At 61.7% G+C, this 24493-nt stretch carries 20 protein-coding genes; 2 read left to right on the forward strand and 18 right to left on the reverse strand.

Going from position 1 to position 24493, the window contains the following annotated elements; all coding sequences use genetic code 11:
* Nucleotides 1-46: 46 nt before the first annotated feature.
* From mdoH to hutU, 16 genes are all read right to left on the reverse strand, one after another.
* Nucleotides 47-2617 carry a glucans biosynthesis glucosyltransferase MdoH gene (gene mdoH, locus AC0IYN_RS08600; RefSeq protein WP_406596792.1) on the reverse strand — a complete coding sequence of 857 codons (2571 nt, stop codon included), beginning with the start codon at nucleotides 2615-2617 and terminating at the stop codon, nucleotides 47-49.
* Entirely contained in the window at nucleotides 2610-4346 is a 1737-nt protein-coding gene (locus AC0IYN_RS08605; RefSeq protein WP_457239073.1) for a glucan biosynthesis protein G, read from the reverse strand. Before AC0IYN_RS08605 ends, mdoH begins: the two co-directional genes overlap by 8 nt.
* A gap of 267 nt (nucleotides 4347-4613) precedes the next feature.
* Nucleotides 4614-5051 carry a D-aminoacyl-tRNA deacylase gene (dtd, locus tag AC0IYN_RS08610; protein WP_406596790.1) on the reverse strand — a complete coding sequence of 146 codons (438 nt, stop codon included), beginning with the start codon at nucleotides 5049-5051 and terminating at the stop codon, nucleotides 4614-4616.
* Nucleotides 5048-6019, reverse strand: coding sequence for a prolyl aminopeptidase (pip, locus tag AC0IYN_RS08615; protein ID WP_078046477.1), 972 nt, complete (start codon nucleotides 6017-6019; stop codon nucleotides 5048-5050). The genes dtd and pip overlap by 4 nt, the downstream gene beginning before the upstream one ends.
* Before the next feature lie 104 nt (nucleotides 6020-6123).
* Nucleotides 6124-7053: an alpha/beta hydrolase gene (locus AC0IYN_RS08620; protein WP_457239072.1), complete on the reverse strand. Its 930-nt coding sequence runs from the start codon at nucleotides 7051-7053 to the stop codon at nucleotides 6124-6126.
* A 153-nt stretch (nucleotides 7054-7206) separates the two neighbouring features.
* On the reverse strand, nucleotides 7207-8142 hold the full coding sequence (gene choX, locus AC0IYN_RS08625; RefSeq protein ID WP_471841066.1) for a choline ABC transporter substrate-binding protein: 936 nt from the start codon (nucleotides 8140-8142) through the stop codon (nucleotides 7207-7209).
* Between the two features lie 188 nt (nucleotides 8143-8330).
* Nucleotides 8331-9131 carry an N-formylglutamate deformylase gene (gene hutG / locus AC0IYN_RS08630; protein ID WP_078046474.1) on the reverse strand — a complete coding sequence of 267 codons (801 nt, stop codon included), beginning with the start codon at nucleotides 9129-9131 and terminating at the stop codon, nucleotides 8331-8333.
* Nucleotides 9132-9143: 12 nt separating this feature from the next.
* On the reverse strand, nucleotides 9144-10349 hold the full coding sequence (gene hutI / locus AC0IYN_RS08635) for an imidazolonepropionase (protein WP_406596787.1): 1206 nt from the start codon (nucleotides 10347-10349) through the stop codon (nucleotides 9144-9146).
* Between the two features lie 15 nt (nucleotides 10350-10364).
* Nucleotides 10365-11774 carry an amino acid permease gene (locus AC0IYN_RS08640; RefSeq protein ID WP_406596786.1) on the reverse strand — a complete coding sequence of 470 codons (1410 nt, stop codon included), beginning with the start codon at nucleotides 11772-11774 and terminating at the stop codon, nucleotides 10365-10367.
* A 157-nt stretch (nucleotides 11775-11931) separates the two neighbouring features.
* Nucleotides 11932-13470 carry a histidine ammonia-lyase gene (gene hutH / locus AC0IYN_RS08645; protein WP_122730420.1) on the reverse strand — a complete coding sequence of 513 codons (1539 nt, stop codon included), beginning with the start codon at nucleotides 13468-13470 and terminating at the stop codon, nucleotides 11932-11934.
* 32 nt (nucleotides 13471-13502) lie between these two features.
* The gene (hutH, locus tag AC0IYN_RS08650) at nucleotides 13503-15011 is read right to left on the reverse strand and encodes a histidine ammonia-lyase (RefSeq protein ID WP_471841072.1); all 1509 of its coding nucleotides are present in this window, start codon (nucleotides 15009-15011) and stop codon (nucleotides 13503-13505) included.
* A 137-nt stretch (nucleotides 15012-15148) separates the two neighbouring features.
* Nucleotides 15149-15973, reverse strand: a complete 825-nt coding sequence (locus tag AC0IYN_RS08655) for a quaternary amine ABC transporter ATP-binding protein (protein ID WP_005783958.1) — start codon at nucleotides 15971-15973, stop codon at nucleotides 15149-15151.
* Nucleotides 15970-16821 (reverse strand): ABC transporter permease, encoded by an 852-nt coding sequence (locus tag AC0IYN_RS08660; protein ID WP_028615386.1) that lies wholly within the window; start codon nucleotides 16819-16821, stop codon nucleotides 15970-15972. The genes AC0IYN_RS08655 and AC0IYN_RS08660 overlap by 4 nt, the downstream gene beginning before the upstream one ends.
* A gap of 71 nt (nucleotides 16822-16892) precedes the next feature.
* Nucleotides 16893-17858, reverse strand: a complete 966-nt coding sequence (locus AC0IYN_RS08665; protein WP_406596784.1) for an ABC transporter substrate-binding protein — start codon at nucleotides 17856-17858, stop codon at nucleotides 16893-16895.
* 69 nt (nucleotides 17859-17927) lie between these two features.
* Nucleotides 17928-19385 (reverse strand): purine-cytosine permease family protein, encoded by a 1458-nt coding sequence (locus tag AC0IYN_RS08670; RefSeq protein WP_406596783.1) that lies wholly within the window; start codon nucleotides 19383-19385, stop codon nucleotides 17928-17930.
* 144 nt (nucleotides 19386-19529) lie between these two features.
* Nucleotides 19530-21215: a urocanate hydratase gene (gene hutU, locus AC0IYN_RS08675; RefSeq protein ID WP_256656584.1), complete on the reverse strand. Its 1686-nt coding sequence runs from the start codon at nucleotides 21213-21215 to the stop codon at nucleotides 19530-19532.
* Between the two features lie 16 nt (nucleotides 21216-21231).
* Between hutU and AC0IYN_RS08680 the strand changes: the two genes are divergently transcribed.
* A complete protein-coding gene (locus tag AC0IYN_RS08680; protein WP_406596782.1) occupies nucleotides 21232-21438 on the forward strand; it encodes a hypothetical protein in 207 nt (68 codons plus the stop codon).
* A 178-nt stretch (nucleotides 21439-21616) separates the two neighbouring features.
* Here AC0IYN_RS08680 and AC0IYN_RS08685 read toward each other — a convergent pair whose 3' ends face one another.
* Together AC0IYN_RS08685 and hutC are read right to left on the reverse strand one after the other, a co-directional pair.
* On the reverse strand, nucleotides 21617-22177 hold the full coding sequence (locus AC0IYN_RS08685) for a HutD/Ves family protein (RefSeq protein ID WP_471841077.1): 561 nt from the start codon (nucleotides 22175-22177) through the stop codon (nucleotides 21617-21619).
* Entirely contained in the window at nucleotides 22174-22884 is a 711-nt protein-coding gene (gene hutC, locus AC0IYN_RS08690) for a histidine utilization repressor (protein ID WP_017738808.1), read from the reverse strand. Before hutC ends, AC0IYN_RS08685 begins: the two co-directional genes overlap by 4 nt.
* A gap of 147 nt (nucleotides 22885-23031) precedes the next feature.
* On the opposite strand from hutC, the gene AC0IYN_RS08695 reads away from it, so the two are divergent.
* Nucleotides 23032-24396: a formimidoylglutamate deiminase gene (locus AC0IYN_RS08695; protein WP_406596780.1), complete on the forward strand. Its 1365-nt coding sequence runs from the start codon at nucleotides 23032-23034 to the stop codon at nucleotides 24394-24396.
* The last annotated feature ends 97 nt before the right edge of the window (nucleotides 24397-24493 follow it).

Genomic DNA, 24493 nt, shown 5'->3' on the forward strand with positions numbered 1-24493 from the left:
CCAGCGCTTGAAACGCCCCCGAGGCGGGCCTTCGGGGGCGTCTGAATCAGGCCGGTTGGGCCTGGGACGACAGCGGTTGCAATGGTAGCAACGGTGCGTGCGGATCAGCCTTGATCGACTCCCGCCAGGCGGCGAGCCACTCGGCATGGCCTTCGCTCCAGACCTGTTCGTGCAGGCGGGCCAGGGCTACCGGGTCACTGAGCAAGGCCAGGCGTTCACCGTTGTTGAGACCGGCAGGGCCGACCTTCAACGCGTGACGCACACGCTCGGCACGCAGGTACTCGATCGGCTCGGCCTGGGCATGGCGCGAGGTTGCCAGGGCACAGGCCAGGGCGTTCTGCTGCGGGTCGACCACCGAACGCACGAAGCCGTCGTTAAGCGCGTGCCAACGGTTTTCGTGGGTGTACTTGTCGGTAGAGAGCAGCGCCTGCGGCGGATTGTATTCCTCAGGGATCAGGAACAGGCTCTCGTCGCGGGACTTGAGGCCCAGGCCAACACGGCTGGAGATCACCGACACCGGGATCGACAGCATCAGCGAACCGACGATCGGCACCAGCCACCACAGGAAGCTCGGGTTCAACCACACCACCAGCAGCGCCCACAGGAAGCCCAGCAGGGTTTGCGGACCGTGGCGCTTGACTGCCTCACTCCAAGGGGTGGAGTCGTCGTCGCGCTGCGGCGAGTTCCAGGTCGCAGCCCAGCCGAGGAACGCGGCGAGCACGAAGCGGGTGTGGAAGATCATCCGCACCGGCGCCAGCAGCATGGAAAACAGCATCTCCAGCAGCATCGACAAGGTCACCTTGAACTTGCCGCCGAACTCTTTCGCGCCCTTGGCCCAGATCAGAATGATGCTCAGCAGTTTGGGCAGGAACAGCAGCACGATGGTGGTGGAGAACAGCGCCACCGCCTTGTCCGGATGCCATTGCGGCCACAGTGGGTACAACTGGCGCGGCGCCATGAAGTACTGCGGTTCCATCAGGGTGTTCACCGCCAGCAAGGCCGTGGACAGCACCAGGAACAGGAACCACAACGGCGCCGACAGGTAGGACATCACACCGGTCAGGAACACCGCGCGGTGTACCGGGTGCATGCCCTTGACCAGGAACAGGCGGAAGTTCATCAGGTTACCGTGGCACCAGCGACGGTCACGCTTGAGTTCGTCCAGCAGGTTCGGCGGCAGTTCTTCGTAGCTGCCTGGCAGGTCGTAGGCAATCCACACGCCCCAGCCAGCACGGCGCATCAACGCCGCTTCAACGAAGTCGTGGGACAGAATCGAACCGGCGAACGCGCCCTTGCCCGGCAATGGCGCCAGGGCGCAGTGCTCGATGAACGGCTTCATGCGGATGATCGCGTTGTGACCCCAGTAGTGGGATTCACCCAACTGCCAGAAGTGCAGGCCGGCGGTGAACAGCGGGCCGTAGACGCGGGTCGCGAACTGCTGCATGCGCGCATACAGGGTGTCCATGCCCGACGCACGCGGCGCGGTCTGGATAATCCCGGCATCCGGCGTGGCTTCCATCAAGCGCACCAGGCTGGTCAGGCATTCGCCGCTCATCACGCTGTCAGCGTCGAGCACGACCATGTATTTATAGTCACCGCCCCAGCGACGGCAGAAATCGTCGAGGTTGCCGCTCTTGCGCTTTACGCGACGGCGACGACGGCGATAGAAGATCTTGCCGAAACCACCGGCTTCGCGGCACACGTCAAGCCAGGCTTGCTGTTCGGCGATGCAGATGTCGGCCTCGTTACTGTCGCTGAGCACGAAGAAGTCGAAACGATCCAGGTCACCCGTGGCGGCGACCGACTCGAATGTCGCGCGCAGGCCGGCAAACACCCGGGGCACGTCTTCGTTGCAGATCGGCATTACCAGCGCGGTACGGGCGTCTTTTGGAATCGGCTCGTCGCCGGCACTTTTACCGGAGATCCGGTATTTATCGTGGCCGGTAAGCAACTCCAGGAAGCCCATCAACGCGGTCCAGAAACCCGCCGACACCCAGCAGAACAAGATCCCGAACATGATCAGGATGCTGGTTTGCAGGGCGTAAGGCAGCACCTGGGTAGCGGTTTGCAACAAGGTCTGGTTGCGGATTTCGTCGAAGTCGACCAGCGACCAGCCCTGGTACGGCATGATGCCTTTCATGTACCAGCCGGCGACGATGGTCTGGCCGAGCATCAGCACCAGCAGGATGTAACGGCGGATCGAGCCGACGGTACGCCAGCGCGCAGCCGGCAATACACGCTCATCCTTCGGCGGCGCCGGAGGATTGCTGCGCCCGGTGATACGGCGCCAGCCGCGCACCAGGATGTTGGTGCGCCACGGCTCCGGTACCACGCGGGTACGACGAATCGGCGGCGTGGCCTTGAGGCACACGCGACCCTCAGCGTCGAGCGCCAGCATTTCGGCGTCTTGCAGCTCTTCGGCCGTGTTGAGGGTCAACCGCGTGCCAACCGACGCCTGGGCGGCGTCGATAGGCGCGTCGAAAGTCTTCGACGACAAGCGCTCGTGCAACTCGGTGAAGGATGTGCAGCCCGCCAGTTCGGCGCGCTGCTCAGCGGTCATCGGTAGATGCGCCAGGTACTCGGACAGAGTCTCGGGCGTTACTTGAGAATTACTCATCGGCAGGCAACTGATAGCTCCAGGTCTCGGTCAGGACTTGTTCTGTCTTGATCGGCTCCGGCGTGGCTGGGGCAGCTTCTGGCTGCTTGGCTTCCTTGTCTTTCGCGTCTTTCTTAGCCTGTTTCTCGTGTTGCTTGGCCAGGACCTTGTCAGCCTTGAGCACGTGGCTGGTGTCCTGCTCAGGCGCTGGAGGCGCAACATCCTGCACCAGCGCTGCGCGCATTTCGGTCGGCTTGCCTGCGTCCTTGATCTTCATCCGCAGGGTCAAGCGCCAGCCCTTGGTGTGCTCGTTGTAGCGCACGCTGTTTTCAACCAGTTCGGCGTTGTCGCTGACACTCACCTGGCTGCGCACGGCGGCATCCGACGGCAGGGCCTTGAGGGACGGGCCCTCGAAGTCCACCAGGTAGGCCACGCTGCCGTCAGGCTGGCGGATCAGGTTGGATTGCTTCACGTCACCGGTGGAACGCAGGGTCTGCTTGACCCAGGCGCTGTCGGTCGGGTGCAGCGACTTTTCGTCCATGGTCCAGTGCAGGCGGTAGGAGACATCCAGCGGCTTGCCGACTTCTGGCAGCTCCGCAGGGCTCCAGAACGCAACGATGTTGTCGTTGGTTTCATCGGCAGTCGGGATCTCTACCAGGTTGACGGTGCCTTTGCCCCAGTCGCCCTCAGGCTCGATCCAGGCGCTTGGGCGCTTGTCGTAGTTGTCGTCCAGGTCTTCGTAGTGACTGAAATCACGGCCACGTTGCAGCAGGCCGAAACCACGCGGGTTCTCTACGGTGAAGTTGCTGACCGACAGGTGTTTAGGGTTGTTAAGAGGGCGCCAGATCCACTCGCCATTGCCGGCATGGATCGACAGGCCGCTGGAATCGTGCAGCTCACGACGGTAGTTGAGTACTTTCGACGGCTGGTTGGCGCCGAACAGGTACATGCTGGTCAACGGGGCAACCCCCAGTTTGCTGACCTTGTCGCGCAGGAACATCTGGGATTTCACGTCGACAATGGTGTCGGTGCCCGGGCGCAGCGTCAGGCGATAAGCACCGGTAGCGCGTGGGGAGTCCAACAGGGCGAAGATCACCAGTTGTTTCTCACCCGGCTTCGGACGTTCGATCCAGAACTCGGTAAAACGCGGGAATTCTTCGCCGGATGGCAATGCAGTGTCGATCGCCATGCCACGGGCGGACAAGCCGTAGGCCTGGCCCTTGCCAACCACGCGGAAATAGCTCGCGCCCAGCATGGTCATGATTTCGTCTTGCTTGTCGGCCTTGTTGATCGGGTACAGCACACGGAAGCCGGCATAACCCAGCTGTTCAGTGGCTTTAGGATCAAACTTCACGTCGCCGAAGTCGAAGCGCGTCGGGTCGTACTTGATTTCCTGGACGCTGTCGGCGGTGACTTCGTTGATTTTCACCGGTGTATCGAAGTGCATACCCTGGTGATAGAAGGACAGCTTGAACGGGGTGTTTTGATCTGCCCACTCGGCTTTTTCGTTACGGAAACGAATCTTCTGGTAGTCCGCGAATTTCATTTCGCGGAACTCGTTCGGCAGATTGCTGCGCGGAGCTTCGTATTTCTGCCCGGCCAGCTCTTTTGCCTTGGCCGACACATCATCCAGACTGAATGCCCACAGTTGACCCGCGCCGAACAGGCAAAACAGGGCGGAGCCCGTCACCAGTGCGTTTCGTAACCGTTTGGCAGACAATTTTGGTGCATTACAGGGACTAACAATCACGAGCAACCCTCGCCGAAAACAGATCAAAAAACCAACGGCCAGCTATCTATATGCCAGGTTGGCGAGCATTGTTCCGACTCCCCTGGGTCAAAATGATTCCCCAATGGCTATCGGACAAGTCTCTACCTAAGTCAAAAATGGACCAAACAACGCTGATCCCCGTAGCGCGCGATTATCTAGTAGCCCGCGAGACAACGCACCATGGAGAACAAAGTATTTGTAGCGAAACCCTACGTTTTTAGGCATTAAAAGTCGTTTTTAATACATTCACGTCTGTAAGAGGAAGGTCACAGGGCCATCATTGACCAAATGCACCTGCATATCGGCGCCAAAACGCCCTGAGGCCACCTTGCCATGCAATTGTTGCGCTTGTAACAGCAAGTGATCAAATAGTGCCGCTCCCAGGGCTGGCGGGGCCGCTGTAGAGAAGCTCGGCCGCAGCCCGCTCTTGGTGTCCGCCGCCAGGGTGAACTGCGATACCAGCAACAAGCCGCCACCGATGTCCTTGAGCGACAGGTTCATCTTGCCTGCGTCGTCGCTGAATACCCGGTAGTTCAGCAGCTTGTGCAGCAGTTTATCGGCGCTCTCGGGCGTATCCGCAGGCTCGACGGCCACCAGCACCAGCAATCCCTGGTCAATGGCCCCGACGATTTCCCCCGCCACCTCGACCCGGGCGCCTCGCACCCGTTGCAACAGGCCCTTCATGCTTCTTCAGGCGGCAAATCGAGCAAGCGCCGTGCCATTTCGCTGGTCGCACGCACCAAGGCATCGGTAATGCCCGGCTCGGACGCCGCATGGCCGGCCTCGCGAATCACCTGCAGCTCACTGTTGGGCCACGCCTGGTGCAACTCCCACGCGTTGTCCAATGGGCAGATCATATCGTAGCGCCCGTGAATGATTACGCCAGGCAGATGGGCGATCTTGTGCATATCGCGGATCAGCTGGTTGGGCTCCAGGAACGAGTTGTTGGTGAAGTAGTGGCACTCGATCCGCGCAATGGACAAGGCGCGTTGCGGTTCGGAAAAACGCTCCACGTGCTGCGGGCTCGGGCACAGGCCCAGCATGCGACCTTCCCAGCCCGACCAGGCCTTGGCGGCATGCATCTGGGCGATCTGGTCGTTGCCGGTGAGGCGCTTGTGGTAGGCCGCGATCATGTCGTGGCGCTCTTCCGGCGGGATGGGGGCGATGTAGTCCTGCCAGTAATCCGGGAACAGGCGGCTCGCCCCTTCCTGGTAGAACCAATGAATGTCCTGTGGGCGGGCCAGGAAAATGCCGCGCACGATCAGGCCGTGTACACGCTCCGGATGGGTTTGCGCGTAGGCCAGGGCCAGGGTCGAGCCCCAGGAACCGCCGAACAGTACCCATTTGTCGATGCCCAGGTGTTCGCGGATGCGCTCAAGGTCGGCGACCAGGTCCCAGGTGGTGTTGTTTTCCAGGCTGGCGCGCGGGGTGGAGCGCCCGCAACCACGCTGGTCGAAGGTGACGATGCGGTACAGGTTTGGGTCGAAATAGCAGCGGCTCTGGGCGTCACAACCGGCACCTGGGCCACCATGGATGAAAACGACGGGCAAGCCTTCGGGGGAGCCACTTTCATCGACATACAGCGTATGGGTGTCATCGACTGCCAGATCGTGCCGGGCGTAGGGTTTGATCTGCGGGTACCAAGTCTGCATTGCGCGCTCCGTAAGGGGTCGGGTTCATCCCTGGGGGGACGTCTTTTATTTTTGCCGTCTGGCACTATAAACCCGAATTGTGCAATGAGCATGTCCTAGAGCGCTTAGACCTGTGTCAGCCCTTCGCTCCCCAGGTACTCCAGCAGGTAGTCGTAGAGCCGGTCGACCTCCGGCGCTTGCCGCCGCGCCCGCAGGCAGCCGTGCACCAGGCCTTTGCCGGGATACAGCACGGTGGTCACGCCCGCCGCTTGCAGCCGTTCGGCGTAGAGCCTGCCGTCGTCGCGCAGCGGGTCGAACTGGGCCACGGCGATGAAGGCCTGGGGCAGACCGCTGAAATCCGCAGCCAGCAGCGGCATGGCGTAGGGCGATGGCGTGCCGCTGCCCCGCAGGTACAGCGCCAGGTAACAGTCGGTGTCGGCGCTGCTGAGCAACGGCGCGTCCCTGCAGTCGCGCCGCGACGGCAGGTCGGCCGGGCCGCCCAGGCCCGGATAAATCAATACCTGGGCCCAAGGCAGCGGCTGCCCGTCGTCCCGCAAGCCCAGGCACAACGCCGCCGCCAGGTTGCCGCCGGCGCTGTCGCCCATCACCACCCGACGCTGCAGGTTGATCGCGTGAGGCCCCTGTCCTGCCTGGATCGCCTGCCATACGGCGCGGCAATCTTCATAGGCGGCAGGGAACGGGTGCTCAGGCGCCAGCCGGTAATCGATGGCGATCACCAGTACCTGCAAGGCAGTGGCCAGCTCGAAGCAGATGAAGTCGTGGGAATCTAGCCCGCCGACCACCCAGCCGCCGCCGTGTATATAAAGGAGGCACGGCCAGCCATCAGGAGGAGTAGGCGCGGTGGGCAGATAACTGCGTACACGCACGCCCGCCAGGGTGAAGTCCTCGACCTGCAAGCCTTCGGGTTGCGGCGGGGTGAATGCACGGCACATGCGGTCATAGCCTGTGCGCAGCCCAACCAGCGACGAGTCGTCGCTGGCGAAGGATTCGGTCTTGGCGACGAAAGCAACAAGCTGAGGAGAAATCGGGTACATGCGCAAATATCCCTGACGCTGGAGATCAAGTGTGGGAGCTGACTTGCCTGCGAAAGCGGTGTGCCTGCCAACTAGTCAATGCCTGACACACCGCCATCGCGAGCGAGCCCGGCTCCCACATTTTCCCGTGTTGCCTGGTGTGGAAGGTTCGGCTCAAAGCTCCAGGCTGGCTTGTACAGCTGCCACTGCGTCCGTGCCATCAAACGCTTGGACCCCCGCCAACCAGCGCTGCAAATCCTCGGGATGATCCCGCAACCATTGCCTGGCGACGTCCCGCGGCGACTGGCCCTCCATGATCGGCACCATCAGTTGGCTTTCCTGGGCGGCGGTGAAGGTGAGGTTCTCCAGCAGACGGTTAGCGTTGGGGCAACGCTCGGCAAAGTCCGGCGCGGTGACGGTGGAAACCGTGGCGCGGCCTTCGTCGGGGCCAAATACGTCTTCGCTGCCGGTGAGGTAGGCCATTTTCATGTTGATGTTCATCGGGTGCGGGGTCCAGCCGACGAACACCACGAACTCCTTGCGGTTCACCGCGCGTTGCACAGCGGCGAGCATCCCCGCCTCACCGGAGGCGACCAGCTTGAAGCCACCCAAGCCAAAGCGGTTGGTGTAGATCATTTTCTGGATATCCGTGTTCGCGCCGCTGCCGGGTTCGATCCCGTAGATCTTGCCGCCCAGCTTGTCCTTGAAGCGGGCAATATCGGCAAAGGTCTTCAAGCCAGCATCGGCAACATATTGCGGCACGGCCAGGGTGGCCTGGGCGTCGGACAGGCTCGGAGTGTCGAACACCTTGACCTGCTTGGCCGCCAGGAACGGCGCGATGTTGTTGTCCATCGCCGGTTTCCAGTAACCGAGGAAGATATCCAGGCGCTTGTCGCGGATGCCGGCAAAGATGATCTGCTGCACGGCGCTGGTCTGCTTGCTGTCGTAGCCCAGGCCATTGAGCAGCACGTCGGCCATGCCGGAGGTGGCGACAACGTCAGTCCAGCTGACGACGCCCATGCGGATGTTTTTGCAGGAGGCCGGTTCGGCGGCCATGGCGTGTGCACTGAACAGTGCGGCGCCGACAAGGCTCAACAAGGTTTTTTGCATGGGGGGCGGTCTCACTTGGCTGTTGTTATTCCACAACCTTAGCCAGTGGAGCCTGAGTCAACACGAACTGGGGCGACGGCCAGTTGCACTGGGGCGACTGTGCGGCCGTCATCGCGGGCAAGCCCGCTCCCATTATGACCGTGTGAACCCGATTCAATGTGGGAGCTGGCTTGCCTGCGATAGCTATTTCAGCCGTAACGCTGTTGCCCCCAGGCTAACAACCCGTCAAGCAACTGCTTGAGCACCACACGCGTCGGCTCGGCCAGGTCCGGGCGATAACGGAACGGCTCAACTTCTTCCATGTAGGTGCTCTGGCACAACTCCAGCTGCACCGCATGGATATCCTGCGCCGGGTCACCGTAATGCCGGGTGATGTGGCCGCCCTTGAAGCGCCCGTTGAGTACGTGGGTGTACTGCGGATGCGTAGCGCAGATGGCTTCCAACTGGCTGGCCAACGTGGGATCACAGGCGGCGCCGTTGAAGGTGCCGAGATTGAAGTCCGGCAACTTGCCGTCGAACAGGTGCGGGATCACCGAGCGGATCGAGTGCGCATCAAACAACAGTGCATAGCCGAACTCAGCCTTGAGCCGCGCCAGCTCCTCCTGCAGGGTTCGGTGATACGGGCCCCAGATTTTTTGCAGGTAGGTCACGCGCTCTTCTTCAGACGGCTCATGCCCTTCACGAAACAAGGGCACGCCATCGAACAGCGTCGCCGGGTACAGGCCGGTGGTGGCGCCGGCATACAACGGCTTGTCGTCGGATGGCCGGTTCAAGTCGATCACAAACCGCGAATATTCGGCCGACAAGGTGCTGGCACCCAGTGCCTCGGCAAAGTCATACAGCGCAGGAATGTGCCAGTCGGTGTCCGGCAGGCTTTGCGCCTCGGGGATCAGCCCAGCCTTGACGGCGGGTGTGAGGTGCAGACCGGCGTGGGGCATGCTGATCAGCAGCGGCACGCGACCTTGTTTGAAGTTCAGAACCTTATCCACAAGCAGTACTCCTCAAACAGTGACGTCGACGCCGTGGCGCACGACGCGTTTATCCAGCTCGCCACCCAACCAATAGGCCAGGTCGGCGGGACGATCGATCTGCCAGGCGACAAAATCCGCGACCTTGCCGACTTCCAGGGAGCCGTGGGTATCGCCCATGCCCAACGCAGTGGCGGCATGTTGGGTGGCGCCGGCCAGGGCCTCTTCCGGGGTCATGCGGAACAGGGTGCACGCCATGTTGAGCATCAGGCGCACCGACAGCGCTGGCGAGGTGCCGGGGTTGAGGTCGCTGGCGATGGCGATCTTCACGCCGTGCTTGCGCAGGGCGTCCATTGGCGGCAACTGGGTTTCGCGCAGGAAATAGAAGGCGCCGGGCAGCAAGACCGCGACGGTGCCGGCGGCAGCCATGGCGATGGCGTCTTCTTCGGTCATGAATTCCAGGTGGTCCGCCGACAGCGCGTGGTAACGCGCGGCCAGGCTGGAGCCGTGCAGCGACGAAAGCTGCTCGGCGTGCAACTTCACCGGCAGGCCCAGTTGCTGGGCGACTTTGAACACGCGCTCCACCTGCTCGGTGGAGAACGCCAGGTATTCGCAGAACGCATCCACTGCATCCACCAGCCCTTCCGCCGCCAGGGCCGGCAGCATCTCGGCGCAGATGTGCTCGATGTAGTCGTCGGCGCGGTCCTTGTACTCCGGCGGCAACGCGTGGGCCGCCAGGCACGTGGCGCGCACGCTGACCGGCAGCGCTTCACCGAGGCGACGGGCAACGCGCAGCATCTTGCGCTCATTGGCCAGGTCCAGGCCGTAGCCGGACTTGATCTCTACGGTGGTCACGCCGTCCCGTAGCAGACTGCGCAGGCGCTTCTCAGCGCTGGCAAACAGTTCATCTTCCGTCGCCGCACGGGTGGCACGCACGGTGCTGGCAATACCGCCGCCCTTGGCCGCGATCTCGGCGTAGCTAACGCCTTCGAGGCGTTGCTCGAATTCGCCGCTGCGGTTGCCGCCGAACACCGTGTGGGTGTGGCAGTCGATCAGCCCGGGGGTGACCCACGCGCCTTGCAGGTCATGCACCTGGGCGTAATCCGCCGTGGGTACCTGGCTGCGGGGGCCGATCCACTCAATGAGCGAATCGGCAGTCACCATGGCGGCGTCCTCGATGATCGAGTATTTGCCCTGGGCCATGGTTGCGACGTGGCAGTGTTGCCAAAGCGTTTTCATCAACGCCTCCCTAGATTAACGATGAGACAAAGCCGGGTCGTAGTGGACCTTGGCCGCTTGGCCGGCTGCGGGCTTGACCCACAACAGGTAGGCAACCACCAGCAACACGATCCACACGGCACCGACCAGCAAGGCGGCCTGGGTGTCCGGGAAATACCCCAGCACACCAAACACGAACAGCATGAAGACAATGGCCGCCGCTGGCGCATAGGGCCAGAACGGCACGGGGAATTTCAGTTCGGCCACCTGCTCTTTAGTCATCGAACGGCGCATGGCGACCTGGGTGAACAGGATCATCAGCCACACCCACACGGTGGCGAAGGTGGCAATCGAGGCGATCAGCAGGAACACGTTTTCCGGGATCAGGTAGTTAAGCACTACGCCGCCGAGCAGCGCTGCGCCCATCACCAGCACGGTCATCCATGGCACGCCGTGTTTGGACAATTGCGCGAAGCCCTTGGGTGCCTGCCCTTGCTGGGCCAAGCCGTACATCATGCGGCCAGCGCCGAAGATGTCGCTGTTGATCGCCGAAACGGCCGCCGAGATCACCACGATGTTGAGGATGGTCGCCGCCGAGCCGATGCCCAAGTTGCTAAAGATCTGCACAAACGGGCTGCCCTGGCTGCCGATCTGTGGCCATGGATAGATGGCCATCAGCACAAACAAAGTCAGTACGTAGAACAGCAGGATACGCAGCGGCACCGCGTTGATCGCCTTGGGGATCACGCGTTGCGGGTCCTTGGCTTCGCCGGCGGTGATGCCAATGATTTCGATGCCGCCAAAGGCAAACATCACCACCGCGAACGAGGCGATCAGGCCACCGATGCCGTTGGGCATGAAGCCGCCGTGGGCCCACAGGTTGCTAAGGCCGCTGGCCTGGGTTTCACCGGCCGAATGAATACCGAACAGCATGATGCCGAAACCGCCGAGGATCATCGCCACGATGGCGCCTACCTTGAGCAGCGACAGCCAGAACTCCATCTCGCCAAACACTTTTACGTTGCACAGGTTCAGGCCGCCGATCAGAAACACAATGCCGAGCACCCAGACCCACCGCGCGACTTCGGGAAACCAGAAGCCCATGTAGATGCCGAAGGCGGTCACATCAGCCAGGCAGACGATGATCATTTCAAAGGCATAGGTCCAGCCGAGGATAAACCCGGCCATGGGGCCCAGGTAGGTGCTGGCATACTGGCCGAAAGAGCCGGCGACCGGGTTGTGCACAGCCATTTCGCCGAGGGCGCGCATCACCATGAACACGGCGGCGCCGCCGATCAGGTAGGCCAGCAGTACAGCGGGGCCGGCCATCTGGATAGCCGAGGCAGAGCCATAGAACAGCCCGGTGCCGATCGCGGAACCGAGTGCCATGAAGCGAATATGTCGGGCGCTTAGCCCGCGTTTCAAACCCTTTTCTTGCTGGTGCATTTCTCTTCCCTAGTTATTTTTATCCCGAGAAAAATCCGAACCTGTCGCAAATCCCCTGTAGGAGCTGGCTCGCCAGCGATGGCTATCTATCAGTGCCTATATCTGTGACTGACACAGCGTCATCGCCGGCAAGCCGGCTCCTACGGGGATGCTGCGCTTAGAGGCTCGGCAGCAACTTGGCCGGCACCAACTCATTCAGGCAGCGGCTGGCCAACAACTCACTGGCGGCGTTGATGTCCGGTGCGAAGAAGCGGTCCTTCTCATAGAACGCCACTTTGTCACGCAGAATCCCACGTGCCTTTTCAAGCGCAGGCGAAGTTTTCAGGCCGTCGCGCAGGTCCAGGCCCTGGCACGCGGCCAGCCATTCCACGGCGAGAACGCCACGGGTGTTTTCAGCCATTTCCCACAGGCGCTTGCCCGCAGCCGGGGCCATGGACACATGGTCTTCCTGGTTGGCCGAGGTCGGCAGGCTGTCGACGCTATGGGGATGGGCCAGCGCTTTGTTTTCGCTGGCGAGCGCGGCGGCGGTCACTTGGGCGATCATGAAGCCGGAGTTCACGCCACCATTGCCCACCAGGAACGGCGGCAGTTGCGACATGTGCTTGTCCATCATCAGCGAGATACGGCGCTCGCTGAGGGAACCGATTTCAGCGATGGCCAGCGCCATGTTGTCGGCGGCCATGGCCACTGGTTCGGCGTGGAAGTTACCCCCGGAAATCACGTCACCTTCGGCGGCAAAGACCAGCGGGTTATCCGACACGGCGTTGGCCTCGACCACCAGCACCTCGGCGGCCTGGCGGAACTGGGTCAGGCACGCACCCATGACTTGCGGCTGGCAACGCAGCGAGTACGGGTCCTGCACCTTGTCGCAGTTCTGGTGCGACTGGGACACCTGGCTGCTTTCACCCAGCAGGTGACGATAGGCCGCTGCCGAATCGATTTGCCCACGCTGGCCGCGTGCGGCATGAATGCGTGCGTCGAAGGGTGAGCGCGAACCCAGCACCGCTTCCACGGTGAGTGCGCCACACGCCAGGGCGCCGGCGAACAGGTCTTCACCTTCGAACAGGCCACGCAGGGCGTACGCGGTGGACACCTGGGTGCCGTTGAGCAGCGCCAGGCCTTCCTTGGCGGCGAGGGTCAGCGGCGTGAGGCCGGCGACCTTCAGCGCTTCGGTGGCTTCCAGCCATTCGCCCTTGTAGCGTGCCTTGCCTTCGCCCAGCAGCACCAAGGACATGTGCGCCAAAGGTGCCAGGTCGCCCGAGGCGCCTACCGAACCTTTGAGCGGAATATGCGGGTACACCTCGGCGTTGATCAGTGCGATCAGCGCGTCGATCACTTGGCGGCGGATCCCGGAGAACCCACGGCTCAGGCTGTTGACCTTGAGCACCATGACCAGCCGCACCAGCGCATCGCTGATCGGCTCACCGACGCCAGCGGCGTGGGACAGCACCAGGGAACGCTGGAGGTTTTCCAGGTCTTCGCTGGCGATGCGGGTCGAGGCCAGCAGGCCGAAACCGGTGTTGATGCCATAGGCGGTGCGGTTCTCGGCGAGAATCTGCTCCACGCAGGCCACACTGGCTTCGATCTGCGCCGTGGCGCTGTCATCCAGACTGAGGGTTACCGGCTGCTGGTAGATGGCTCGCAGTTGGGCAAGGCTCAGTTGGCCTGGAATCAGGTTTAGCGCAGTCACATTCATGCTCCTTTTGAATTGTTCTTTTGAATAAGTCTTCAGTGTAAATTCGGTAAGTCGGTGTCTTTGAGTAGCTTGGCGGCGGCCGCAATGTCCGGCGCCAGCCAGCGGTCCTGCTCATAGGCCGGCACCACTTCACGCAGCAGGCGCCACGCACGGTCGGTGCCCACGCCGAAACGCTGGTCCTTCAAGAACTCAAACGCCTGGGCCGCCAGCAGGTACTCGATGGCGAGGATCTGCGTCACGTTGGCCAATACCTGGTGCAGCTTGAGCGCGGCATTGGTGCCCATGCTCAGGTGGTCTTCCTGCAGGCCCGAGGTGACGAAATTGTCGAGCACCGCCGGTTGCGCCAACTGGCGGTTCTGCCCACACAGCGAAGCGGCGACGTACTGCACGATCATCATCCCGGAGTTGACCCCAGGGTTGCTCACCAGGAACGCCGGCAAGCCGCTGACGTGCGGGTTGATCAGGCGGTCCAGGCGACGTTCGGCCACCGAGCCGATTTCGGCCATGGCAATCGCGAGCATGTCCGCCGCCAATGCCACGGATTGTCCGTGGGGGTTGGCCTGGGACACTACGCGGTAATTGTCTGGCGTACCGAGTACCAGCGGGTTATCGGTGGTGCTGTTGAGTTCGGTCTCGATCTGGCGGGTGGCGTGCTCTACCTGGTCGCGAGCCGCGCCATGGATCTGCGGGATCGAGCGAATGCTTAACGCATCCTGAGTGCGAATGCCCTTGCTGCTGGCGATCACTTCGCTGCCATCGAGCAAGGCGCGCAGGTTCATTCCCACGTGTTGCATGCCAGGGTGCGGCTTGAGCGCGATGATTTCTTCATCGAAGGCATCGATCTGCCCACGCTGGGCTTCAAAGCTCATGGCGCCGATCACGTCGGCCCATTGCAGCAAGTGATGCACGTCGGCCAGGGCCAGGCAGCTCAGGCCGGTCATGCACGGCGTGCCGTTGACCAGGCACAGGCCGTCCTTGGCGCCGAGCACCACTGGTTGCAAACCTTCAGCGCTTAAGGCCTCTTGAGCCGGAACGATGCGGCCTCGGTAACTCACATTACCCACGCCCAACAAGGCCACGCCCACATGGGCCATGTGGGTCAGGTAACCCACCGAACCCTGGGACGGAACTTGCGGGGTAATGCCATGGTTGAGCAGCGCCAGCAACGAGTGCACCACCTGCGGATGCAGGCCGGATTTGCCGTGGCTGTAGTTGATGATCGCCGCACAGATGATCGCGCGGGTCTGCTCATCGCTCAGCGCCGGGCCGACGCCGCAGGCATGGCTCAGCAAGGTGTTGCGCGACAGTTGGCTGAGTTGCTCGCCCTTGAGCGACACATTGCACAACGCGCCCAGGCCAGTGTTCACGCCATAGGCGCGCTCCCCGCTGGTGACAATGCGCTGCACAATGGCTTGGGCGTTGTCGATGCGCGCCCAGGCCTGGCCGGAGAGTTCAAGCACCGCGCCGTGGCGGGCCACGGCGACGACGTCCTGCCAGCGCAGCGGGGCATCGGCGATGGTGATTTTTGTTGCCTGGGACATCTTCATACCTTCTTGAATTCTTGTGTGGCCTCACTGGCCTCATCGCCGGCAAGCCGGGCTCCTACAGGGGATTGCGCGCTCCATGTAGGAGCTGGCTTGCCAGCGATGGCGCCAGCAGCCTCATTACACCTTTCAGCTCAGACCACCGCCGCCCGCCGCTGGACAAACCGATCCACATATTCATCCGCCGGAGAATGCAGGATCTCCCGAGGCGTGCCGACCTGGATCAGCTTGCCGTCCTTGAGGATCGCAATGCGGTTGCCGATGCGCACGGCCTCGTCGAGGTCGTGGGTGATGAACACGATGGTTTTGTGCAGGGTCTTTTGCAGCTCCAGCAACTGGTCCTGCATCTCGGCGCGGATCAGTGGGTCGAGGGCGCTGAAGGCTTCGTCCATCAGGATGATGTCGGTGTCGGCAGCCAAGGCGCGGGCCAGGCCGACACGTTGCCGCATGCCGCCGGAAAGCTGGTGCGGGTATTTGTTTTCGTAGCCCTTGAGGCCCACGGTTTCGATCCAGTGCAGGGCGCGTTCGGCGCACACCTGTTTGGTTTCGCCACGCACCTTGAGGCCGTAGGCGACGTTGTCGAGCACGCTCTTGTGGGGCAACAGGCCGAAGCTCTGGAACACCATGCTGATCTTGTGTCGACGGAATTGGCGCAGGGCTTCCATGTCCAGTTGCAGGATGTCTTCGCCGTCCACCAGGATTGCGCCACTGGTCGGGTCGATCAGGCGGTTGAAGTGACGCACCAGGGTGGACTTGCCGGAACCCGACAGGCCCATGATCACGAAGATCTCGCCGGTGCCGATGCTCAGGGACAAGTCGTTCACGCCGACCACGCAGCCAGTCTCGGCCAGCACCTGGTCCTTGGTCTTGCCCTGCCCGACCATGGCCAGCGCATCCTTGGAGCGCGCGCCGAAGATCTTGAAGACGTTTTTAACTTCGATTTTGCTGACAGTAGTCATTTGCTCGCCTCATGCCGTGGACGACCATAGGCCTGGGTAATGCGGTCGATGACCACTGCGAGAATCACGATCGCCAGCCCGGCTTCAAGGCCTCGGCCGACGTTGAGGGTCTGGATGCCGACGAGGACGTCTTCACCCAAGCCACGGGCGCCGATCATCGAGGCGATCACCACCATCGACAGCGCCATCATGGTGGTCTGGTTGATACCGGCCATGATGCTCGGCAAGGCCAGCGGAAGCTGCACACCGAACAGTTGCTGCCAGCGGTTGGCACCAAACGCATTGATGGCTTCCATGACTTCGCCGTCGACTTGGCGAATGCCCAAGTCTGTCAGACGAATCAGCGGCGGCGCGGCGTAGATCACCGTGGCGAAAATCGCCGGGACCTTGCCCAGGCCGAACAACATCAGCACCGGGATCAGGTACACAAAGCTGGGCATGGTTTGCATGATGTCGAGCAGCGGCATCAGCACCGAACGCAGGCGATTGCTACGTGCGGACAGAATGCCCAGCGGGATACCGATCAGCACCGAGATCACCGTGGCGACCATCATCAAGGCCAGGGTCTGCATCAACTTGTCCCACAGGCCAACCGCGCCTACCAGGAACAGCAAACCGACGATCACCGCCGTGGTCACCACCTTGCGGGTGGCATGCCAGGCGACGCCGCCGACGATAGCCAGCATCAGCCACCAGGGCGCTGCGCGCAGCAACCCTTCCAGGTTGACGATGGCCCACAGCAGGGTGTCGGAAATGTGCCGGAACACATCACCGTAGTTGGTGACCAATGAGTCCACCCAACCGTTGACCCAGTCGGCGATGGAAAACGTAAAACTCTCAGGAAACATATCGTGCTCTCGATCCAGTGGGTTGTGGCCAGGCGCCCGGCTGCCCTTCAGGGTAGCCGGGCACGCTTGACCTACAAGGCCGCGTCGATTTTCTTGGCTGCGTCGTCGCTCACCCAGGCGTGCCAGACTTCAGGATGTTCCTTGAGGAAAATTTTCGCCAGTTTTGGCGACTCAATTCGTTCCTTGGCCATGCGACCCAGGTTCTGGTTCAGCAGGTCGATAGGCAGGTTGACCTTTTCCAGCACGGCCACCAGCTCAGGGGCTTGCTCATGGAAAGTCTTGGACAGGCCGACCTTGATGCTCACGCTTTTATCCACGCCGGGTTTTTCTTCCAGCTTGACCAGGTCAACCTGGCCCATCAGCGGCGTCGGCGACCAGTAGTAGAACAGGATCGGCTCGCCACGCTTGTAGCTCGACAGCACCGCCGCATCCAGCGCCGGGCCGGTGCCTGGACGGAAGTTGGTGTAGGCATTTTCCAGGCCGTAGCTTTTCAGCATCTCGCTGTTGTCCAGCTCGCAGGTCCAGCCAGCCGGGCAGTTGTAGAAACGGCCCTTGGACGGTTCTTCCTGATCCTTGAACACGGAAGCGTACTTGGCCAGGTCGGCGATGTTTTTCAGGTCCGGCGCCTTGGGTTCCAACTTGCGTTTGGCGTCGCCTTCGATCACATAGCGCGGCACGTACCAACCTTCGATAGCGCCCACGACCGGGGCACCGACGCCAACGACTTTGCCGGCCTTCTCGGCTTTGTTCCAGACTTCACTGCGGCCCACCCATTCTTCGGCGAACACTTGGATGTCATTGCTGCTCAGGGCGTTTTCCATGGTGATGGAGTTGCCCGGCAGGCTGTCGGTTTTGCAGTCGTAGCCTTTTTCCAGCACGGTTTGCAGGATGTCGGTGAGCAACATGCCGCTTTCCCAGTTCAGGCCGGCGAATTTCACCGGTTTGCCGGATTCGCACCAGCCGGCTGCCTGGGCGCCAGCGGAGGCGAGCAAACCTGCAGAGAGCAAGGTGGCCAGCAGGGTCTTATGCATTTTCATTGTTGTGACGCTCCCAATCTTGAAATGGATTACGGCAGTCAGTAGGCATCCTGCCCTGTCCACGTCCCATCAGGCTTGTGCAGCCAGCCCGTTTGCTCTTGGTATAGCGCCCTGCTCTGTTGGCAGGATCAGGTGATCGGGCACCGTGCCGTGCCATTTTTTTGCACACAGGTAATACAGCGCCGCCGGCAGCACCAGGCCGATGATCCAGGAAATATCCACATCACCCAGCGCGGCCACCAGGGGGCCGGTGTAGAACTTGGTGGAGATGAACGGCAACTGCACCAGCACGCCGAAGACATACACGCTGATACCCAGCAGGTTCCAGCGGCCATAGCGCCCGTTGGGGTCCGCCAGTGCCGGCACGTCATAGCGCTCGCGGGTGATGCAGTAGTAGTCCACCAGGTTGATCGCACTCCAGGGCGTGAAGAACGCCAGCAGGAACAGGATGAAAGACTTGAACGCACCGAGGAACGAGTGCTGGCCGAGCAACGCGATCAGGGTCGCCGTACCGACAATCACCAGCACGAATACCAAGCGCTGCAGGCGCGTGACCTCAAGGCGACCACGGAAGCCGCTGATGATGGTCGCGATGCACATGAAGCTGCCGTAGGAGTTCAGCGTCGAGATAGTGACCTTGCCAAACGCGATGCTGAAGTACAGCAGCGCAGCGGTGGCGCCGGTACCGCTCAAGCCAACGATGTAGGCCACTTCATGCCCGGCGAACTGACCATTGGACATGGCCGCAGCAAACACGCCGAGGACCATCGCCACCTGGGCGCCCACGACCGAACCCGCGCCGGCGGCGAAAAAAGTCTTCACCGATGACGTGGTGCTCGGCAGGTAACGCGAGTAGTCCGCCACGTAAGGGCCGAAGGCGATCTGCCAGGAGGCCGCGAGCGACACCGCCAGCAGAAAACTGCTCCAGCTGAAGTGACGGATTTGCAGGAGAGCGCCAACGTCGGTCTGGCTTATCAGGCGGCTGAACAGGTAGACAAAGGCGATCACGCCAATGACGCTGGCGACACGGCCGATGAAGTGGATCACCCGGTAGCCCAGCACCGTGACCAGCACAATGACACTGGCGAAAATCAAAATACCGGTGCTGTCGCTGACCCCGAACAACTGGCCCAGCGCCTGACCGGACAGCACCGTGCCGGTGGCGGTGAAACCCAGGTACATCAGGCACACCAGCACGATCGGAATGGCCGCGCCATACACGCCGAACTGCACCCGACTGGAAATCATCTGCGGCAGGCCCAGCTTGGGCCCCTGCGCCGCATGCAACGCCATGACGCCGCCGCCGATCAGTTGGCCGACAAACAGCCCGATCAACGACCAGAACACATCACCGCCCAGCACCACGGCCAAGGCCCCGGTGACAATCGCGGTGATCTGCAGGTTGGCACCCATCCACAGGGTGAACTGGCTCAATAGACGACCGTGTCTTTCCGCTTCCGGGATATAGTCGATCGAACGCCTTTCGATCAACGGGGTGGTGCTTGCACGTGCGTCATTTGCAGCCATGTGTGTTCAACCTCTGATGGATTGTTCATAAAGCCTGTGTAAAACCGCTTTTCTGTGGGAGCTGGCTTGCCTGCGATGCGGGCGACTCGGTCTATCAGTAGAACCGAGGGGATGCCATCGCAGGCAAGCCCGCTCCCACATGGGTTATTTGATCATCGGAAGATTGAGGCCCTGCTCCTTGGCGCAGTCGATCGCGATCTGGTAGCCAGCGTCTGCGTGACGCATCACACCAGTGGCCGGGTCGTTGTGCAGCACACGGGCAATCCGCTCAGCCGCTTCGTCGGTGCCGTCGCAGACGATCACCATGCCGGAGTGCTGGGAGAAGCCCATGCCCACGCCGCCGCCGTGGTGCAGCGAAACCCAGGTCGCGCCGCTGGCGGTGTTGAGCAAGGCGTTGAGCAGTGGCCAGTCGGACACGGCGTCGGAACCGTCCTGCATGGCTTCGGTCTCGCGGTTCGGGCTGGATACCGAGCCGGAGTCCAGATGGTCACGGCCGATCACCACCGGCGCCGACAGCTCACCGCTGCGTACCATTTCGTTGAATGCCAGGCCGAGCTTGGCGCGCTGGCCCAGACCCACCCAGCAGATACGCGCCGGCAGGCCCTGGAAGCTGATGCGCTCGCGCGCCATGTCCAGCCAGTTGTGCAGGTGGGCGTCGTCGGGGATCAGTTCTTTGACCTTGGCGTCGGTCTTGTAGATGTCTTGTGGGTCGCCGGACAGTGCCGCCCAACGGAACGGGCCGATGCCACGGCAGAACAGTGGGCGGATGTAGGCCGGGACGAAACCTGGGAAGTCGAAAGCGTTTTCCACGCCTTCTTCCTGGGCCATCTGGCGGATGTTGTTGCCGTAGTCGAAGGTCGGGATGCCTTGCTTCTGGAATTCCAGCATGGCTTTGACGTGCACGGCCATCGACTGCTTGGCCGCCTTGATCACGGCGGCCGGCTCGGTCTTGGCGCGGGCGCGGTATTCGTCCCAGGTCCAGCCGGCTGGCAGGTAGCCGTTGAGCGGGTCGTGGGCGCTGGTCTGGTCGGTGACCATGTCCGGGCGTACGCCACGCTTGACCAATTCCGGCAGGATTTCCGCGGCGTTACCCAGCAGGGCGATGGAGATGGCCTTGCCTTCCTTGGTGTACTTGGCGATGCGTGCCAGGGCGTCGTCGAGGTCAGTGGCTTGCTCGTCGACGTAACGGCTGTTCAGGCGGAAATCGATGCTGACCTGCTGGCACTCGATGTTCAGCGAGCACGCGCCGGCCAGGGTGGCCGCCAGAGGCTGGGCGCCGCCCATGCCGCCGAGGCCGGCGGTGAGGACCCAACGGCCAGTCAGGTCACTGTTGTAGTGTTGGCGACCGGCTTCGACGAAGGTTTCGTAGGTCCCCTGGACGATGCCCTGGCTGCCGATGTAGATCCAGCTGCCAGCAGTCATCTGGCCGTACATGGCCAGGCCCTTGGCATCCAGTTCGTTGAAGTGTTCCCAGCTGGCCCAGTGCGGCACCAGGTTGGAGTTGGCGATCAGTACACGCGGGGCGTTGCTGTGGGTCTTGAACACGCCGACCGGCTTGCCGGATTGCACCAGCAGGGTTTCGTCGTCATTCAGGTTAGTGAGGCTCTCGACGATCTGGTCGTAGCACTCCCAGTTGCGCGCCGCACGGCCGATACCGCCGTACACCACCAATTCTTTCGGGTTCTCGGCCACTTGCGGGTCGAGGTTGTTCATCAGCATGCGCAACGGCGCTTCAGTCAGCCAGCTTTTGGCGGTGAGCTTGTTACCGTGGGCGGCACGGATTTCGACGTCACGGTATTTTGTAGGCCTGGCTTTAGAAAAATCGGTCACGACTGGACTCCTCGGCATGATGCGCGAACATGGATGGTGCGAAGGAGAGTCTTACGCACACATCTTTACTTGTACATACAAGCATATGCAATCAAGCGGCCAACTTGCTGAGGGGGCGGTTGAGATTTTTTTGGAAAGTGCGCGCAAGCCTTGGAAATTAAGGCTTGGAGACTGGATGAAATTTCTTACGGAGGATTTTTACAGCAAGGGAGGTTTGGCGTGATGGCGTGGTTTTGCGCCACGCTGGGGCATTCGGTAACAAAATGGTGCGAGGGTTGGAAACAGATTTTATAAACGCCACAAAACAACTGTAGGAGCTGGCTTGCCGGCGATAACGGCGTATCAGTCAGCACCTTCAATACTGATATACCGTTATCGCCGGCAAGCCGGCTCCTACAGGGTTAATCGCGTGGGGTCAGTTCGATGATGCAGCTGCGACCTGTTACGCAGAGGTCCAACAGGCCAGTGTTACCGTCCACTTGCAGGCAATCGTGATGGCCCAGCTTGTGGTCCAGCACTTTCACTTCATCGGCCACACTGAAAACCAGCACCGTCTGCGCCGTGCTGAAAAAGCGCTGCTCGCCATCGATCCATTGCAGGCGTGCGTGGTAACGCTGTGGCGAATAGATCAGGTTGAAGTCGCGGATCGGCCCGGTGATCAAGCGGCATGACACTTGGCTGTCACCCTGGAACGCGAAGGGTTGGAGCGGTAACAACCCGCGCTGCTCCTCACCGTCTACGGTCAGGACCATGCCCGCGCCCTTGATCACGGTGATCACGCGCTGGTAGCCGGCGAAGGTCGAAAACCCGCCCGACTCGGCAATATCGGCAATTGACAGTCGCCAGCCAAAACCATCCAGGCCGGTACCGGCATCACGGGTGATTTCTTCGGTGCTACCACCGCCGTTTTTCCATGGCATGCGCACGTAATCGGTGGCGCGCCAGACTTTCACTGCACTCATTTACTGAAACGTCCTTCCAGGCTATGACGGGAACCGGGGTGGATCAGACGCGCGGCGGTCACCGGCTGGCGACCCGACCAGGTGCGCCGGCGAATCAGCAGGCACGGCTCGCTGGGTTCGATCTGCAGCAGCTTGCACTCGGCAGCGTCGGCAAGAATGGCTTCGACCACGTGCTCGCCTTCGGTCAACGGCGCCACCTGGTTCAGGTAGGCATACGGCGTTTGCTGGGTGAAATCCTGCTGCAGGTATTCCGGCGCGACCAGGGCATTGACGAAGCGGTCTTCGATTTGCACGGGAATGTCGTTTTCGAAGTGCACGATCAACGAGTGGAACACCCGCCCGCCTTCGCGCATTTCCAGGGCGACAGCACGCTCGGAACCGGCCGCCTCCTCGCCCAGGTGGATGACCTGGCAGGTATGCCGATGACCGCGCGAGGCGATCTCATCGGCAATGTTGTGCACTTCGAACAGGGCCGACTGGCTCTTCGGCTCAGCGACAAAGGTGCCGACACCTTGCATGCGCACCAGCAGACCTTCGGCGGTGAGTTCGCGCAGGGCACGGTTGATGGTCATGCGGCTGAACCCCAACTGGCTGACCAGTTCGCTCTCGGAAGGCACGCGGTAATGGGGCGGCCAGTTGCCGTTGAGGATCTGCTGGCTGATCATCTGTTTGACGCGGGCATACAAGGGCGCCGGACTTTCGTCCATGTGGGCAGCCAGCGAAGACTTGGCAGGCGGAGTCGGCACAGGGAATCCTTGCAGGGGGAAAAGATGCATAGATTGCCGGAGTTTACCGAGCAGGCAAACGTCTGTATATGTATATACAAATAAACACACGACCGGAGTGCCTTGATCATGTCCGCTTTCTTTGCCGAACGCGCGCTGCTGCCTAATGGATGGGCCAATGATGTACGTCTTGAAGTCAGCGCCGATGGGCTGCTGACGAAAGTTGAGGCCAATGCCAGCGCAGAAGGTGCTGAACGGCTGAGAGGCCCGATATTGGCGGGTATGCCAAACTTGCACTCCCATGCATTCCAGCGTGCGATGGCCGGCTTGGCTGAAGTGGCAGGCAACCCGAATGACAGTTTCTGGACCTGGCGCGACCTGATGTACCGCATGGTGGGCAAGATCAACCCGGACCAATTGCAGGTGATCGCGCGCCAGCTGTACATCGAGATGCTCAAGGCCGGCTACACGTCGGTGGCCGAATTTCACTATGTGCACCATGACGTCAGCGGCCAGCCGTATGCCGATCGCACGGAGCTGTCGCGGCAGATCAGCCAGGCGGCGGCCAGCAGTGGTATGGGCCTGACGCTGGTGCCGGTGCTCTACACCCACTCCGGGTTTGGCGGCCAGGCACCGAATGAAGGCCAGCGGCGCTTTATCAACAGCACTGAAGATTACCTGGACCTGCAAGCACGCCTGCAACCGATCCTCGCGACGCAACCGGCGCAACAGCTGGGCCTGTGCTTTCACTCGTTGCGCGCGGTCACGCCACAACAAATCAATGACGTGCTGGCCGCCAGCGACAAGGCGTGCCCGGTGCATATCCACATCGCCGAGCAGCAAAAGGAAGTCGACGACTGCCTGGCGTGGAGTGGCAAGCGCCCGCTGCAATGGCTGTATGACCATGTCGACGTCGATGAACGCTGGTGCCTGGTGCATGCCACCCACGCCGATGCAGACGAGGTGGCGCGCATGGCCAAGAGCCGTGCGATTGCCGGTTTGTGCCTGACCACCGAGGCGAACCTGGGTGACGGGATTTTCCCGGCGGTGGATTTTCTCGCCCAAGGCGGACGCATAGGCATCGGGTCCGACAGCCATGTATCACTGAGCGTGGTGGAAGAGTTACGTTGGCTGGAATACGGCCAGCGCTTGCGAGATCAGCGGCGTAATCGGTTGTATCGCAGCGATCAGCCGATGGTCGGACGCACGCTGTTTGATGCCGCGCTGGACGGCGGTGCCCAGGCGTTGGGCCAGCCGATTGGTCGACTGGAAGTGGGCAAGCGTGCGGATTGGATTGTGCTGGACGGTAATGATCCGTACTTGGCGACGGCAACGGAGGACGGGATTCTGAATCGCTGGCTGTTCGCGGGCGGTGATCGGCAGGTGCGGGATGTGCTGGTCAACGGAAAGTGGGTGGTGCGCGATGGGCATCATGCCGGCGAAGAAGAAAGCAGCCGGGCCTTCACGCAAGTTTTGAGAGCGCTACTGGGCTAACACGCGACACATAACAAATGTGGGAGCTGGCCTGCCTGCGATACAGGCACCAAGGTGTATCAGTTACACCGTGGTGCTTGTATCGCAGGCAAGCCAG

The organism is Pseudomonas sp. AC112 (assembly GCF_979253545.1).

Bases quoted from the DNA above. Each gene is read 5' to 3' on its own strand.
- AC0IYN_RS08695 (WP_406596780.1), top strand. From the start codon at position 23,032: ATGTCCGCTTTCTTTGCCGAACGCGCGCTGCTGCCTAATGGATGGGCC.
- AC0IYN_RS08665 (WP_406596784.1), bottom strand. From the start codon at position 17,858: ATGAAAATGCATAAGACCCTGCTGGCCACCTTGCTCTCTGCAGGTTTG.
- hutH (WP_122730420.1), bottom strand. From the start codon at position 13,470: ATGAATGTGACTGCGCTAAACCTGATTCCAGGCCAACTGAGCCTTGCC.
- AC0IYN_RS08685 (WP_471841077.1), bottom strand. From the start codon at position 22,177: ATGAGTGCAGTGAAAGTCTGGCGCGCCACCGATTACGTGCGCATGCCA.
- AC0IYN_RS08660 (WP_028615386.1), bottom strand. From the start codon at position 16,821: ATGTTTCCTGAGAGTTTTACGTTTTCCATCGCCGACTGGGTCAACGGT.
- dtd (WP_406596790.1), bottom strand. From the start codon at position 5,051: ATGAAGGGCCTGTTGCAACGGGTGCGAGGCGCCCGGGTCGAGGTGGCG.
- AC0IYN_RS08620 (WP_457239072.1), bottom strand. From the start codon at position 7,053: ATGTACCCGATTTCTCCTCAGCTTGTTGCTTTCGTCGCCAAGACCGAA.
- AC0IYN_RS08680 (WP_406596782.1), top strand. From the start codon at position 21,232: ATGATGCGCGAACATGGATGGTGCGAAGGAGAGTCTTACGCACACATC.
- hutC (WP_017738808.1), bottom strand. From the start codon at position 22,884: ATGGACGAAAGTCCGGCGCCCTTGTATGCCCGCGTCAAACAGATGATC.
- mdoH (WP_406596792.1), bottom strand. From the start codon at position 2,617: ATGAGTAATTCTCAAGTAACGCCCGAGACTCTGTCCGAGTACCTGGCG.
- hutH (WP_471841072.1), bottom strand. From the start codon at position 15,011: ATGTCCCAGGCAACAAAAATCACCATCGCCGATGCCCCGCTGCGCTGG.
- AC0IYN_RS08640 (WP_406596786.1), bottom strand. From the start codon at position 11,774: ATGCACCAGCAAGAAAAGGGTTTGAAACGCGGGCTAAGCGCCCGACAT.
- AC0IYN_RS08655 (WP_005783958.1), bottom strand. From the start codon at position 15,973: ATGACTACTGTCAGCAAAATCGAAGTTAAAAACGTCTTCAAGATCTTC.
- choX (WP_471841066.1), bottom strand. From the start codon at position 8,142: ATGCAAAAAACCTTGTTGAGCCTTGTCGGCGCCGCACTGTTCAGTGCA.
- AC0IYN_RS08670 (WP_406596783.1), bottom strand. From the start codon at position 19,385: ATGGCTGCAAATGACGCACGTGCAAGCACCACCCCGTTGATCGAAAGG.
- hutI (WP_406596787.1), bottom strand. From the start codon at position 10,349: ATGAAAACGCTTTGGCAACACTGCCACGTCGCAACCATGGCCCAGGGC.
- pip (WP_078046477.1), bottom strand. From the start codon at position 6,019: ATGCAGACTTGGTACCCGCAGATCAAACCCTACGCCCGGCACGATCTG.